Genomic DNA, 16,633 nt, shown 5'->3' on the forward strand with positions numbered 1-16,633 from the left:
AGCTTATCACGCAACCACACGCCAGGTGCGGCTGATAACAAATATGAAAGGGGAAAAAAATATAGCTATTCTAAACAGTACCAGGGAAGCGGGTCAACTACCCACTTTAGTGCTAAGGGATGCTTTCTACAACAGTATTACTACTTACATACAAGTGATTTTTACAAAGAAGGTAGTAGGCAAAAACCACTCCAATTCATTCAAATCGCTAAAACGTTTATAATTTTTCAAGGCTAAACAAAATTAGGGTGATGAAAAAGAGTAAAATTACTCAGCACATTCAGCACCGTTGTTGAATAAGGTAAAGGATAAGGCGTTAAGTTAGCAATGACCTATACTATAACAATATAGCTAGCTTACATCTTAAGAATTGGAAATAATAAATTGCATGTATGGCATAGGGTTGTGATTATCAATCTTTCTATAACGTATATCTATAATGTGGAAAAAAATAAACCTGTTTTCATAGCGAAAGTATTTTAAACAGTTTTTACTTTGCAGCTGCTTCTACAATTATATTACTGCAATTACTAATTACCTTCTTCATAATGCGGAACGCCTGGTTATCCTTTGCGTGGCTGCATTCATTATCAAATCCTTTGTTTTTTCCTTAACGTCTAATGATTGGTACGCACGTATGTAACTCGAAATGCATAGCTATTTCGCAGGTTGCATTTTGTGCGTTCGGTATTGCACGTTAAGTATACTGCGATCAGCCTTCGGCGCGTGTCCGCCTTTGGCGGATTGATCGCTTAGCTACTGCTTTGCCCTGACATAGTTTACATAGTTTCTAATTATAGTATTTATTGTTAATTTAAAATGCCTTACAGTATGAAAGTGTTGTCTACCCTGCGCAAATGGCGCCATTGGCGAAGTTTGCAGTATGTTCAACTGGCTATTTTGCTTTGTTTTTTCTCAGCTGCGCGTGCGCAGGTGAGTCCTTCGGTGCCTGCCACCACGGCCCAGCACTCCAAACAGGTGATCGGTTATATTACACAATGGGATGCCTGGAAAGATGTAGCGAACCTGGTTCCCAAAGGTGGTTATAACCATTTGAACGTGGATTATTCCCAGTACACCATTCTGAACTTTTCTTTCTTTGGCGTGGCCCAGGATGGTTCATTGCATAGTGGTGATTTTCGCAACAAGAACATTTACCAGGCAGGCGCTGTGCAGGCACCTGCTCCGTTGCTGAATGAAGACATCTACAGCAGTTGGGACCTGTACCTGTTGTATGGTGAACTGGAAACCCTGTATTACATTTCTGATGGCAGTTATGCCTACAACCAGGGCTACCGTAATGAAGGCGCCGGTTGGAAGAATGTAAACACCGGCAAAACCGGTTCCTTTCCTTTGGCCATTCATAAACAGGGTGGTCAACCAGGCTTATTAGAGCTGGCGCATTCAAAAGGCGTAAAAGTAATGGCCTCTGTTGGTGGCTGGAGCATGTGTAAGCACTATCCTGAAGTAGCCGCCGATGCCGCCAAACGCGCCAGATTCGTAGCGAACTGTAAAGACCTGATCGCAATGGGTTTTGACGGTATCGATTTCGACTGGGAATATCCCAACGATCCTGGCATGAACATCGAGCATTATGGGGCTGTTGATTACAACAACTTTGCCACGCTGGCTGAAGAAGTGCGCGCTGCCATTGGCAGCAGCAAACTGATCACGGCCTGTTTCTCTGCCGTGCCTTCCAAGCTGAGCGGTTTTAACTGGACCCGACTGAATGCCGTGCTCAACTATATAGACATGATGACCTATGACTATAATGGTGGATGGAGCAACAAGGCTGGTCACAATGCGCCTTTATATGATTATCCCGGTATGGAATACCAGGGTTTTTCATTGGATGGAACCGTAAAAGGATTGAAGAACCTGGGTGTTAACCTGAGTAAGGTTACATTAGGCGCCCCTTTCTATGGAAGAGGGGTTGTATGTGGCAGTACTGCTGCGCTGAATGGCGCTACCAGCAAGCGGGCAGAAACTGTTCAACCCGATGGTCCTATTCAAACCTGCGCCGACTTTACCAACTGGCAAAAAGACCTGTGGGATGGTACGCCGGCTTACAGCTATATTCAGCAGGCGACTGGCAGCGGTTCGGGCTGGACTGAATACTGGGATGATAATGCCAAGGTTCCTTACAAGGTAAAAGGAAACTATTTCCTGAGCTTTGATAACGAGCGTTCCATTGAAGCAAAAGCGCAATACATAAAAGACCAGGGTTTGGCCGGGGTTATTGTATGGCAGGTATTCGGTGACATGACTGACATGACCAGCAGCACCTCAGGCACCAAACTGATCTTCTGTGCCAATACCAAATCAAAACTGGTAAACAAGATCAACCAGGTGTTTGCAAATGGCAGTACCGGCAACCAATTGCCAACTGTTTCCATTACATCACCTGCCAACAATGCCAGCTTCAATGCACCCGCTACTATTAGCTTAACGGCTAATGCAGCAGATGCCGATGGCAGCATTTCAAAAGTGGAGTTCTTTAACGGCGCCACCAGCGTTGGTTCTGTTACTGCTTCTCCTTATACTGTTAACTGGAACAACGTAGCGGCCGGCACTTATACCATTACCGCTATTGCTACAGATAACACCGGTGCTACCACTACCTCTGCAGCCATTACCGTAAAAGTAAATGGTTCTGGTAGTAACCAGGCGCCTACGGTGTCAATTACAGCGCCCACCAACGGTTCTACCTATACAGCGCCCGCCAGCATTACGCTCACTGCCAGTGCAGCTGATGCAGATGGTACCGTATCGAAAGTAGAATACTTTAACGGCGCCACCAGCCTTGGTTCTGCTACTACCTCTCCTTATAGTGTTAGCTGGAGCAGTGTAGGGGCCGGCAGCTATTCGGTTACTGCAAAAGCAACCGATAACAGCGGGGCTGTTACAACATCTTCTTCGGTAACATTCACGGTAAACTCAAATACCGGTGGTAACACCAGCAAAGTAATTGTGGGTTACTGGCATAACTGGGGTACAACAACAGGCACACCGCCGTACATCCGTTTACGCGATGTGAATCCCAAGTACAACGTTATTCAAATTGCCTTCGGCGTTACCACAGGCGATCAGGCTACTATCAGCTTTACACCAGAAGGTACTTCTGTAGCAGATTTCAAGTCCGATATTGCCACACTGCAGTCACAGGGCAGAAAAGTACTGTTATCACTGGGGGGTGAAAACGGGATCCTGCAACTGACCACTACTGCAGCTAAAACTTCATTCGTTAATTCAATGAAGTCGCTGATGGACCAATATAACTTCGATGGATTTGATATTGACCTCGAAGGCGGTTCAAACCTGGTACTTAACAATGGCGATAATAATTTCATGAGTCCTACCACGCCTAAAGTAGTAAACCTGATCGCTGGTATCCAGGAGATCATCAACTACCGTAAAGGACAGGGGAAAGATTGCTGGTTAACAATGGCGCCCGAAACCTATTATGTTCAGGCTGCTTTTGCAACCACCTATTCTCCATTGGTAGGTGCTTACCTGCCATTGATCTACGGTTTGCGTAATCAATTAACGTTCATCCATCCGCAATTGTACAATACCGGTTCAATGACGGGGATGGATAACAAGAACTACAATTCAAGCACATCAGATTTCATTGTGGCAATGACAGAAATGTTGTTGAATGGTTTCCCTGTTGCCGGCACCAATCAAACCTTCCCTGCCTTGCGTGAAGACCAGGTAGCTTTTGGTTTACCTGCTTCTGCTTCAGCAGCGGGCTCAGGTTATACAACACCCGTGAATGTGAAGAAAGCGTTGGATTACCTCACAAAAGGAACGGCATTCGGTGGCGGATATGTGATGAGAAAGGGTAGTGGCTACCCCGGCCTGAGAGGTATCATGACCTGGTCAGTTAACTGGGATAAAGCAAATGGCGATGAATTTGCCAATAACTATTATGACTACTTCTTTGGCAACACAGGCGGTAACAATGCTCCTGTAGTAAGCATTACTTCACCAGCTTCAGGTGCTACCTTCACTGCACCGGCTACTATCACTATCACGGCCTCAGCCAGTGATAACGATGGTTCAGTTAGTAAAGTGGAATTCTTTAATGGCGGTACAAAATTGGGTGAAGCAACTGCAGCACCTTATACGTATAGCTGGAACAATGTAGCTAATGGTACTTATTCATTGACTGCCAAAGCAACCGATAACAAAGGTGCAGTAACCACTTCAGGCGCTGTATCTGTTACTGTAGGTACAGGCAACGGTACTGGTTGTAACGGCATTCAGGCATGGACTGCCACTGGTGTATATACAAGTGGCAACCAGATAGTGTACAATGGTAAAGTGTATGAGGCTAAATGGTGGACACAAAACGAGCAACCTGATCTGAACGTGGGCGATGGCAAAGTGTGGAAATACATCAGTGATTGTACCGGTGGCGGAAACAACAACGCCCCTGTGGTGATGCTGACTTCACCTGCATCTGGTGCTGCATTCACGGCTCCTGCAACAGTAGCTATTATTGCAACTGCCAGCGATGCCGATGGTACAGTAAGCAAAGTTGAGTTCTTCAATGGCGCTACCAAACTGGGTGAGGCTACTGCAGCTCCATATACCTATAGCTGGACCAACGTAACCAATGGTACATATGCTATCACTGCAAAAGCAACTGATAACAGTGGCAATGCAACCACATCTGCTTCCGTAACCATTACTGTTGGCAGCGGTAGCGGTAATACTGGCAATTGCGCCGGTGTAGCCGAATACCAGCCTTATCCGAAAATTTACAACAATGGCGACAAAGTAACCTATCAGGGTAACCTGTATCAAAGTCTGTCTGATGCCCTGTACAATGTTACACCGGGTACAGCTGACTGGTGGTGGAAACCATTAGGCGCCTGTTCTGCAACTACCAGAGTAACTGCAGCCACCAATATGGCCACCACTGTAGGGGGCGCTTCTGTAGTGCCTAACCCGCTTACAGGTGCTACTGCCCAGGTGTTGAAATATGCCGAAGCCGGTGACCAACTGGTAATTGAAGTACAGAATGTGAGCAGCGGAAATGCGGTGAGCAGTCAGTCATATACGGTATCAGTAACTGGCGTGAATAGCATTACTATTCCAACAGCAAAACTGACACAAGGTATCTGGATCGTTAAGATCACCAATAAGAAAACCGGTAATGTAAGCACAACCCGGTTAGTGAAACTGTAGAATAACAGCAGGATATTGGAAAAACCAAACAAGGAACAGGAAGTGGGGGAATCCCCATCTTCCGTGTTCCTTGTTCTTTTATCATACTTTCTTGTTTCCCTTGTGCCTTGATTCTTGTGCCTTGAGCCTTATTTATTCTGCTCTTAAACTTCTCACGGGATTGGCCAGGGCCGCTTTGATGGCCTGCACACTAACTACGCATAAGGTCAACAACATGGCCAGCGTACCCGCCAGCGCAAACATCCACCAACTGATATGTATGCGGTAACTGAATGACTGCAACCATTGGTTCATCATCCACCAGGCAATGGGCGTGGCTATTACAAACGCGATAGCAGTAAGCTTTAAAAAATCTTTCGACAGCAGTGACGACAAATGAAGCACACTGGCGCCCAGCACTTTTCGTACGCCGATCTCTTTTGTTCTTTGTTCGGCGCTAAAGGCGGAAAGTCCAAACAGTCCCATGCCGGATATAAAGATGGCCATCAGGGTAAACAGGTTGATGGTGGCTGATAAACTGATCTCTGCTTCATATTGCTTTTGTACATCCTCATTCAGGAATGAATAGGTGAACGGAACCGCCGGCAGATGCTGTTTCCAGATAGCGCCTATTTTACCAAGCAGTGCGGAGTAGTTGTTGCTGCTCACGTTAATGATCACATTGTCCCTTGCCCGGCCCAGGTCATATCTTAGCATCAGGGGTTTTACTTCGTCGTGCAGCGAGCTGTAATTAGCGTCTTTGATAACGCCAGCTATTTCGAAATAGAATACCGGCTCTCCTGCATCAGATTGTGGATACAATCGTTTACCTGGCGCCGTTTCAGGATTTAGTCCCAACGCACGGGCGCCCGTTTCATTGAGCAAGATCCTGCCCGAATCACCTTCCCTGAAATCCCGGCCCCCGATGATGGTCATGCCCAGCGCTTTTGCATAATGCTCATCGGTACATACAAACGAGATATCTTTTGCGGTTGTTCCATGGCTGCCTTCCAGATAAAAAAGCCAGTCGCGGGTAACCTCCTGACTTGGATAATTATCTGCCTGGCTTACCGCCGTTACTTCTGATAACTGCCGCAGATCGTTGCAAAGCGCGGGGATGCGTTCCTGCGCATCGCCTGTATAAAAGTTAAGAATGATCTGCTGGTGCTGGTTAAAACCAACATCCTTGTTCTTTATATAATTCAGCTGACTGTAAATTACGATGATACCGGAGATCAGCAGAATGGATAGCACAAACTGAAATACCACCAGCGCCCGCCGGATCCCCGCAGCGGATAAATGGTTGGTGAAATTTCCTTTCAATACTTTTATTGGTTTGAATGCGGAAAGATAGAAGGCAGGAAAGCTGCCTGACAATAATCCAGACAACAACATAATGCCTGTTAGCAGGATCCAGAATTTGAAATTGGAGAGAAAGGAAAGATGAATGTCTGCGTTTGTTACCTGGTTTAAGTAGGGGAGAAATAAAACCAATAAAGGCAACGCCAGCAGTACACCGCAGCATGATAACAGCAATGACTCGCCCAGGAATTGCGATACCAGATCTTTTATTTGAGCGCCGATCACTTTTCTTACCCCCACTTCTTTCGCTCTTTTGGAGGCATGGGCCGTGCTAAGGTTCATAAAATTTATACAGGCGATCACCTGGATAAGTATCGCGATCAGTAAAAGCAGGTGTAAAAAAGAACTATCAACCGGTTCGCTCAATTCGCTTTTATGGCCGGTTGTAGTGTGTATACTGGTGAGGGCTTGCAAATGCAGTTCCTTCTGCATCCCCATTTGTTTAAGCCGGTCGGCGCCATACTTTTTCAGGAGAGCCGGAAGTTTATTTTCGAGCGCCGTTGCGGATGCGTTTGGCCGTAATCTTATATAGGAAGCTGCGTAATTATAAGCAGCCCAATCTGTGTTGGTATACGTAAAACCGCCCATGCCACCGCTGTTCATGCTCATCAGTAAATTAGCCTTAATGTGCGAATGGCCCAGGCTTTCATCTATCACTGCGGTGACCTTGAAGTCGTGTTTCCCATAGCCATTGTTTATAGAGATCGTTTTGCCAACCGGGTCTGTGTTTCCAAATAACTTACTGGCAGTTTGTTTTAATAAAACAACACAGTAAGGATCATCCAGTGTTTTAGCAGCATTGCCAGATACGAAATGATAGCTGAACACATCAAAGAAGGTGGAGTCGGCATAGACCGCATCTGTTTCAAAAATGCTTTTTTCGCCATATTGTAAAATATGCTGTTTAGCGCCGAGCCGGCCGGTAGGAACGATCCGGGTAAACTGTTCCACTTCAGGAAAATCTTTTTTCAGGGTGGGGGCAATGGGCGGCGAGCAGGAGCCATTATTCATCGGAGGGCCGCCCTGTATTGAAAGAAATGTATTGATCCGGTAGATGTTGGCGGCGCTTTTGTGCTGTCGATCGTACCCGAACTGATCGTTCACGTACATGATAATGTACAGACAGCAAAGCGTTCCCAGCGCAAGCCCCAGGATGTTGATGGTGGTAAAGGTTTTATTCCTGGTGAGATTGCGTATGGAAACTTTAAAAAAATTGATCATAGAATCCAGTTTTACAGATCCTATTCCCGCACCAGTATAATGCCATTTCCCTAAAGGGTTGCTAATGATAACATTAATCCATGTACGGCGGGGTCACCCGTACGAATTCGATACAAGATTTGTCCGTTATTGAGCAGGATGATATGATAATTATTCTTCTTTCATTTCACTTACCAGCCACGTAATTAAAATACCTAATAAGGCAATGATGGCTATTGACCAGCGCAGGTTAAACGCTTCTGCAATAAAACCTACCATTGGCGGCACAATCAAAAAGCCAAAATACCCAATGGTGGAGACACCCGCAATGGCAGGACCGCCGCTCATATGTTTTACTTTACCAGCCATGCTGAACACCATGGGCACTACACAGGATAAACCAAAACCTGCCATCATAAAACCCAGGCCGGTGGTAACTATATAAGGGAAAATAGCAGCGAGTAATAACCCGGTCAGAATGAACAGTCCGCTGTATTTCAACACGGCTTTTACGCCAAAACTGTTGGCCAGTTTATCGCCTGTAAACCGCCCCAGGGTTACGGCCACCATATAAAAAGCATATCCGGCAGTAGCAATTTCTTTAGAGGCATGCACGGCTTTTTTCAGGTAAATGGCGCTCCAGTCGTACATGGTGCCTTCGCAGGCCATGGCGGCAAAGCACATAAAACCCAGTCTCAGCAGGGCTTTATCGGGCATTCTGAATTTTGTTTTTTGCAGGCGTTCATGCGGTTGCGGTTGCTGGTGCACGCTATCCTTAAAGAAGAAGGTACAAAGCGTGGTCAATAAAATACAAACGGCCAGAAAATGCCAGGAGGGATCGATGCTGAAAGAAACGAGCAGGGAACCAAGGGCAGCGGCGGCAAAACCTGCAACACTCCAAATAGCATGAAAGGTGGCAATGATCGACCGGTCGTAGAGTTTTTGCACGCCAATGGATTGCGCGTTGGCCGAAATATTAAACAGATTGCGGGAAGAACCAAAGAAGAACAACACTACCACCAGTTGCCAGGTTTCGCGGGTAAAGCCCACGAGGCACAACATGATGTTGAATAGCACCGCGCCGGTGAACATGATGTAGCGGCTGCTGAAGCGTCGTAATAAATAACCGGTAACAGGCAAGGTGCACATTAAACCTGCTGGTAATGCAAATAGTACGGCGCCGAGCTTTCCTTCACTCAAATGTAAATTCTGTTGAATGGTAGGAATGCGGGAGGCCCATGAAGAGAAACCAAAACCTGAAACAAAAAAGAAAACAGCAGTAGCTATACGGGACTTTTTGGGTGACACGCTGTTGGTTGCACTAGACATATTATTGTAATACCGAGATTAATTTTTCAATTCAATTAATTGTCAGTTTTAAGTTCAAGGTTAATGGAATTTGAAACTTTAAACTTAGAACTTTGAACCTGGCACTAGGCAGTAGCCGCAATTACCGTTTTCTTATCAAACATGATCTGTTTGCGGTAACTGCTGGGGCTAATGCCTTTGTATTTTTTAAAAATGCGGTTCAAATGGCTTTCATCGGTGAAATGTAATTCAAAGGCAATCTCGTTAATACGCATATTACTATGCAGTAATCTTGCTTCTACCAATCGTAGTTTATAATTGGTGATATAGGTTTGTAAGGTTTCGCCGGTATGCTTTTTAAAATATTCGCTGAGGTAATTGACGGAGATCTGAAAGGTGTTGGCAATTTGTTCCGCCTTTAGCAATTCAGGTTTATAAATATTGGCCTGTACATAATGGATGATCTTTAAGGTTGTATCATCATTATTGGCATCAGGCTTCATTCGCTTTGGTACTTTAATATATATGTTTCGGGCTACTATCGAGATCAGGGTGTTCACTATCTGGTGTATGATCTCCTGGTGATAAGGTTCTTTATTGATGTGTTCTTTTATCAATCCATCGATCAATGCTTTCACCAGCACGCGATCGCTCATGCCTTTTAAAATGCAACCGGGCGAATGCGTGGCATTATGGAAAATGTATTCAAGTTTATTGATCCATTCTTTTTGCAGACTGTTGGCCTGTTCGTTCTGGGATTTGAAATAAATGTCATTGAAACGGATCAGGAAAAATTTAGTTGTCGTTTTAACGGTTACTTTATGCATGTCCTGCGGCGTAAGCAGGAACAGGTGACCGTTGCCATACTCGAATTTATTTTTATTAATGCAGTGAGTACCAGTACCGTCGATGATATAAACCAATTCAAAGAAGTTGTGCTTGTGGGCTGGTTTCAGCACTTCGTCGGTCTCTTTTTCTTTATAAACGATCTCAAAGGGATGATGAAGATAGTCTCCGTTCATACCTGCAAAAGTACAGAATAAACCCAAAATTGTACAAGTGAATATCCAGGAGGTATTTGCAATTTTACAGTCCTAAGCAAACATGTATATCCCGACAATCGCCCGATCATTCATAACCTGCCTGATGAACAAGGGGCAAACATAACGACCCTGCTACGATGCAGCCATTAAAATCAGATTAAAAAAACGAGGTATATTATCTTCTACCTGGAAGTACTGTTCCTTCGTTAACGCTCAATTAACAACCAAACATGTTCTTACGCGAAAGAAAAAGTTCGATGCGGATTAATGCACTCCCGGCTATTGCTCTAATAGGAATGCTTTTACTGGGCACTCAGAAAAACGCAACAGCGCAATCAACGCAACCGTTGACATTATCCGATGCCATTAATACCGGATTAAAAAATTATCAAAGCATACAGGCTAAACGCAGTTACCTGAATGCTTCTACGGCGTTGGTGCAAAACACCCGCAATGAGTATTTACCCAACGTGATCGCCTCAGTGCAACAGGATTTTGGCAACATCAACGGACAATATGGGCCACTGGCCGCTGTTGGTGGTGTGGCTGGGGTTTCATCAAGCGGTCCGGTCACTCCTTCTCAAAACTGGAATTCTTCCTGGGGTGGGTTATACTTTTTAAATACCAACTGGGAAGTATATTCATTTGGCCGCCTGAGATCAAAGATCAACCTGTATACAGCCCAGGTGCAGCGCGATTCAGCCGACCTGGTGCAGGAAGAGTTTGTGCAAAGTGTAAAAATTGCCAGCGCCTATTTAAATCTGCTCACTGCGCAACGGCTGTTGAGGACGGCGCAGTCAAACCTGGACCGGGCCTTACATGTAAAAGAAGTGGTGACTGCGCGTACGCGTACCGGTTTAAATGCCGGAGTGGACTCTTCCATTGCCAATTCGGAAGTATCGCGGGCGAAGCTGGCCATCATCGATGCCCGTAACAGCGAACTGCAATATCGTAACCAGTTGGCGCAGTTGCTAAACGTACCGCCAGCCGAGTTTAGCCTGGATACTACCTATATTAATAAAACACCGGTTGAGGTAAACACCAACGTGGCCGTTACGCAAAACCCGCAGGTGAAGTTCTTCCAGGCACGCATCAATCAAAGCGATTATACCACTGCGTACCTCAAGAGAAGTATTTTACCGGGTTTGAACTTGTTTGGCATTATTCAAACCAAGGGTTCCGGGTTCGATTATACGTATTCGCCCACCAATCCCAAATACTCACGCGATTATTTTGAAGGCATAAAACCTATGCGTACCAACTATGTGGCCGGGGTATCTATTGCCTGGAATATTACCAGCCTGGCAAAAATAAAGAACCAGGTAAAAGCGCAACAGTTCCTTACCGAAGCATATAGAAATGAGTACAACCTGGTGACCACCCAGTTGCAGGACCAATTGGTGCTGGCCGATCAACGGATAGCCAACAGTATGCAAAGTGTGCAGGAAGTGCCGGTGCAATACAAGGCCGCTTCTGATGCTTATTTGCAAAAAAGCGTTTTATATAAAAATGGATTGACCAATATTGTGGATGTGCAACAGGCGCAATATGCCCTGAACCGGGCCGAAGCCGATCTGAACGTTGCCTTTATTAATGTATGGCAGTCGTTGTTACTGAAAGCTGCTGCCTCCGGCGATTTCGATCTGTTTGTAAAGCAAGTTAAGTAGGTGAATGGTGAATGGTCAATGGTGAATAGTCCCCGAATGTAAGAACCTGTCTTTTGGCAGGTTTAAAAAAGACAAAAGTTAGTATTCCCTAAATAGAGTTTATGAATCTGATAAGATTAGCATTACGGAAACCTATAACGATACTGGTATTGGTAGCGGGGTTGTGCTTTTTTGGTATTAGCGCAGTGCGTAGCATCAAAATAGACATCTTCCCTTCGCTCGATCTGCCGGTTATTTATATTTCCCACCCATTTGGTGGTTATACCCCTACCCAAATGGAAGCCTTCTTTGGAAAGAACTATGTGAACCTGTTGTTGTATGTATCGGGCGTAAAGAGCATCGAAACAAAAAATATCCAGGGCCTGACGTTGATGAAATTGTCCTTTTATCCCGGAACCAATATGGCCCAGGCTGCAGCGGAGGTGAGCGCCTATACAAACCGTGCGCAGGCGATCTTTCCCAATGGGTCGCAACCGCCGTTTATCCTTCGGTTCGACGCCTCAACCCTGCCGGTGGGTCAACTGGTGTTAAGCAGCCCCAGCCGTAGCAATAACGAACTGATGGACCTGGCCAACGTATATGTGCGTTCTGCCTTTACATCTATTCCCGGTCTGGTTTCACCCGCGCCTTTTGGGGGTAACGTGCGTACCATTGTTATTAAAGCCGATCCCGAGTTGCTGCGTGCGCACAATATGACGCCCGATCAACTGGTAGCGGCCATCCGCATCAATAACCAAACGACGCCTTCCGGTAACGTACGTATCGGTGATAAAAACTATATTACCCCTACCAATACATTGATCAAAACCGTAAAGGATTTTGAGAATATTCCTTTATTTAAAGGTGGTGTACAGAACGTGTATTTGCGGGATGTGGCTACGATAGAAGATGGAGCCGATATTACTTCGGGGTATGCATTGGTAAATGGAAAACGCTCCGTATATCTGCCTATCACCAAATCAGCCGATGCCAGTACCTGGGAAGTGGTGCAGAACCTGAAAAAAGCGATCCCTAAATTCCAGGCACAGTTGCCTGATGATGTAAAACTGTCGTATGAGTTCGATCAGTCGGTATACGTAATTAATTCGGTAAAGAGTTTGATCTCGGAAGGTGCTATTGGCGCCATTCTTACCGGCTTAATGGTGTTGTTGTTCCTGGGTGATGCCCGGGGTGCGTTGATCGTGATCCTGACCATTCCTACTTCAATTATCTCAGGTGTATTGTTCCTGTCGCTGTTCCATCAAACCATCAATATCATGACGTTGAGTGGTCTGTCGCTCGCCATTGGTATTTTGGTGGATGAATCGACGGTGACGATAGAAAATATTCACCAGCACTTTGCCATGGGCAAGTCGAAGGCGACGGCCATCTGGGATGCGTGTAAGGAAATAGCCTTTCCCAAATTGCTGATCCTGTTGTGTATCCTGGCGGTTTTTGCGCCGGCGTTCACTATGGGCGGCATTCCGGGTTCATTGTTCCTGCCGCTGGCCCTCGCCATTGCCTTCTCCATGATCACTTCTTATTTCCTGGCGCAAACATTTGTACCCATTCTGGCCAACTGGATCATGAAGGCACATCCTGCTAATCATAATAGCCAGGAGAAGATGCATACAGCCGTTGCCGGCGATCATGATACCTGGGATCAAAAGAAAATGCTGCTGGAAAAGGAGGAGAAAGATCTCACCAGGTTTGAAAAACTGCGGAACCGTTTCCTGCGTTTCCTGGGCCGCTTATATATAGTTCGTAAACCGGTGGTGATCGCCTATGTGGTGCTTGTAAGCGGTGCTGCGGTGCTGTTATTGAATAACATTGGCCGCGACGTATTGCCGCGTACCAATTCCGGACAATTCCAGTTGCGGTTACGGGCCCCCGAAGGTTTGCGGATCGAACGCACGGAAGGTTACATGTTGAAAGCCCTGGCTAATCTCGAAGAGCTGGTAGGCAAAAAGAACATTTCCGTTACCTCTGCATTTATTGGTCAGCACCCCGGTTTGTTCAGTACCAGCCCTATTTACCTGTTTATGCCGGCGCCTAATGAAGCCGTTGTACAGGTGCAACTGAATGAAGACTATGAAGAAGATCTGGATAAGCTGAAAGAAAGGATCAGGGAGAAACTGAGTGCGACCATGCCTGATGTGAAATTGTCATTTGAACCCATTCAGTTAACAGATAAGATCCTGAGCCAGGGTTCGCCCACACCCATCGAGGTGCGGATTGCAGGCAGAAATAAAAAGCAGAACGAAGCCTATGCCCAAAAGGTAATTGACAAATTAAAAGGCATCTCTTATCTGCGCGATGTGCAATTGGGCCAGAGCACCAAATACCCGGCTATCAATATTAATATAGACAGAAACAGGGCGGCGCAACTGGGCGTAGATGTTAGCGATATCTCCCGTTCACTGATCACCTCCACCTCTTCATCCCGTTATACCGAAAAGAACGTGTGGGTAGATGAGAAATCGAACCTGTCATATGGGGTAATGGTATACGTACCTGAAAATAAAATGACAAGCGTAAACAGCATTGGAGAGATCCCCATTTTAACCAATCAGCAACGACCTGTTTTAAGTGATGTGGCAACCCTGACGCCTGATATAACCTACGGCGAAAACGACAACCTGGGCGCCATGCCGGTGCTGAGCGTGACCGCCAATATAAATCATAAAGACCTGGGTTCAGCCACGCGTGATGTGCAGAAAGCCCTGCAATCGATGGGCGAATTACCCCGCGGGTTAACAGTTGAACCGATAGGCTTAACTAACGTATTGACCGAGACGCTGGAAAGTTTACAAAACGGTTTGCTGGTAGCTATTGTGGTGATCTTCCTGATGCTGGCAGCGAACTTCCAGTCGTTCAAAGTATCGTTGGTGATCCTCGCCACTATACCGGCGGTAATATTAGGTTCATTGATCATGTTGAAGTTGACCGGTTCTACCCTTAACCTGCAATCGTATATGGGTATCATTATGTCGGTGGGGGTATCGATCGCCAACTCGGTTTTATTGATCACCAATGCAGAGCACCTGCGGTTACACAATGACAATGCCTGGGAATCGGCGAAGGAAGCGGCCGCGTTGCGCTTGCGTCCGATCCTGATGACGACCATTGCGATGGTGGCGGGTATGATCCCGATGGCTTCCGGTTTGGGTGAAGGCGGCGATCAGGCCTCACCGCTGGGACGTGCCGTAATTGGCGGTTTGATCGCCTCTACCTTTGCGGCGCTGTTTATTCTGCCCATGGTATTTGCCTGGATGCAGGGTAAAACAACCATCCAGTCGGTGTCGTTAGACCCAACCGATCGTGAAAGTAAATTTTACGAAAAGGATGCCGGGTAGGAAACCATATAGTAAATAGTAATTTTGTAGTACATCATAGAAAACAGCGAATATGCAACTGAGAAATTTAATACATAAAGCAAAGGGTCTGACAGCAATAGTTAATACACCTTTGACCCTGATCGCAGGCATCGGCCTGATAGCTTTATTACCCGCCTGTAATTCAACCAATGGAGAAGAGGCCCCCAAAAATAAAGTGGAAGCCCCCGCTGTACCTGCCGTAGAAACCGTACCCCTGCAAAAAGGCATGTTGTCGACTAATTTGTCAATACCCGGCGAGTTGATCGCTTTTCAACAGGTTGACCTGTATGCGAAAGAAAACAGCTTTGTAAAAAAGTTGTATGCCGATGTGGGCACTGAAGTAAAAGCCGGTCAATTGCTGGCCACTATGGAAGCGCCTGAACTGACTTCGCTGGAATCAGCTGCCCAATCAAGATTGAAATCGCAGGAAGCTGTTTACATCGCCAGTAAAGCCAACTATGACCGCTTGCTGGAAACCAGCAAAACACCGGGTACCGTTTCGCAAAATGACCTGGACCAGGCACTGGCAAAAAAGAACTCAGATTTTGCCCAGTGGGATGCGGCAAAAGCGCAATACCGCGAAGTTGCCGACAGAAAAGGATATTTAGAGATCAGAGCGCCTTTCAATGGCGTGATCACTACCCGTAACGCCAACCCTGGCGCCTATGTGGGCCCTTCGGGTAAAGGCTCTGAGTTCCCGCTGTTCACGCTGCAGGAGCAAAAGAAATTGCGTCTGGTGATCTATGTACCGGAAGCTTATACCGGTTACCTCGATCAACAGGATAAAGTGAACTTTACCGTGAATGCGTTCCCCAATGAAAAATTCACCGCCCAGGTAAAAAGACTGGCTGGTGCACTGGACCTCAAACTGCGTTCGCAACGCATTGAGATGGATGTAGCCAACGAGAAAAAGAGATTATTGCCCGGCATGGTATCGAGCGTGATCATTCCTTTATCAACCAAGGACAGCTCCTTCATTCTTCCCAAATCGGCTGTTGTAAGCTCACAGGAAAGAGTGTTTGTAATTAAAGTCGTGAATGGCAAAGCGGAGTGGGTTGATGTAAAGAAGGGGCGTGAGAATGATGGCAAGGTGGAGGTGTTTGGTGAGTTGTCTGCTGGTGATGCCATTGTTAAGACAGGAAGTGAGGAGGTTAGGGAGGGGAGTGCTGTGAATGTGAAGAAGTAAGTTGACCAGTTAACCAGTTGACCAGTTAACCAGTTGACCAGTTAACCAGTAAATACACGTCTCAGTTATCGATAAACATAGGAAATAGCAAAAAGCCCCTCGATAGATCGGGGGGCTTTTACATTTAAGAAATTTCGCAAATAGGGAAGAATGCTCAAAATTCGAAACCTTATCAACCCTATCAACTCGTCAACTTGTTAACTCGTCAACTGGTCAACTTTTCAACCTTATCCTCTCATGTAACTGTTTAACAAACTCCGTATTCTTATCATCGGAATACATACCATAGCCATTCACAAGGATGCCCAAAGCGCCGGAAGGAGCTTCAATGGCAAA

The 16,633-nt window shown here is 46.0% G+C and carries 8 protein-coding genes; 5 read left to right on the forward strand and 3 right to left on the reverse strand.

The window, feature by feature from the left end; all coding sequences use genetic code 11:
* Together ACJ751_RS14265 and ACJ751_RS14270 are read left to right on the forward strand one after the other, a co-directional pair.
* Positions 1–223 (forward strand): hypothetical protein (locus tag ACJ751_RS14265; protein WP_407746171.1); only part of this gene is annotated, 223 nt, incomplete at its 5' end.
* A gap of 608 nt (positions 224–831) precedes the next feature.
* Positions 832–5,196 carry an Ig-like domain-containing protein gene (locus ACJ751_RS14270; RefSeq protein ID WP_407746172.1) on the forward strand — a complete coding sequence of 1,455 codons (4,365 nt, stop codon included), beginning with the start codon at positions 832–834 and terminating at the stop codon, positions 5,194–5,196.
* A 132-nt stretch (positions 5,197–5,328) separates the two neighbouring features.
* Here the strand turns inward: ACJ751_RS14270 and ACJ751_RS14275 are convergent, their stop codons facing one another.
* The 3 genes from ACJ751_RS14275 to ACJ751_RS14285 form a co-directional block, all read right to left on the reverse strand.
* Positions 5,329–7,758, reverse strand: a complete 2,430-nt coding sequence (locus ACJ751_RS14275) for an ABC transporter permease (protein ID WP_407746173.1) — start codon at positions 7,756–7,758, stop codon at positions 5,329–5,331.
* Positions 7,759–7,908: 150 nt separating this feature from the next.
* Complete coding sequence (locus ACJ751_RS14280) at positions 7,909–9,066, reverse strand: MFS transporter (protein WP_407746174.1); 1,158 nt, start codon at positions 9,064–9,066, stop codon at positions 7,909–7,911.
* Between the two features lie 104 nt (positions 9,067–9,170).
* Positions 9,171–10,067 (reverse strand): AraC family transcriptional regulator, encoded by an 897-nt coding sequence (locus ACJ751_RS14285; RefSeq protein WP_407746175.1) that lies wholly within the window; start codon positions 10,065–10,067, stop codon positions 9,171–9,173.
* 251 nt (positions 10,068–10,318) lie between these two features.
* On the opposite strand from ACJ751_RS14285, the gene ACJ751_RS14290 reads away from it, so the two are divergent.
* From ACJ751_RS14290 to ACJ751_RS14300, 3 genes are all read left to right on the forward strand, one after another.
* On the forward strand, positions 10,319–11,755 hold the full coding sequence (locus tag ACJ751_RS14290; RefSeq protein ID WP_407746176.1) for a TolC family protein: 1,437 nt from the start codon (positions 10,319–10,321) through the stop codon (positions 11,753–11,755).
* Between the two features lie 101 nt (positions 11,756–11,856).
* Complete coding sequence (locus tag ACJ751_RS14295) at positions 11,857–15,090, forward strand: efflux RND transporter permease subunit (RefSeq protein ID WP_407746177.1); 3,234 nt, start codon at positions 11,857–11,859, stop codon at positions 15,088–15,090.
* 52 nt (positions 15,091–15,142) lie between these two features.
* A complete protein-coding gene (locus ACJ751_RS14300; protein WP_407746178.1) occupies positions 15,143–16,297 on the forward strand; it encodes an efflux RND transporter periplasmic adaptor subunit in 1,155 nt (384 codons plus the stop codon).
* Positions 16,298–16,633: the final 336 nt, after the last annotated feature.

The organism is Niastella sp. (assembly GCF_045805085.1).
Taxonomy (GTDB): Bacteria; Bacteroidota; Bacteroidia; order Chitinophagales; family Chitinophagaceae; genus Niastella.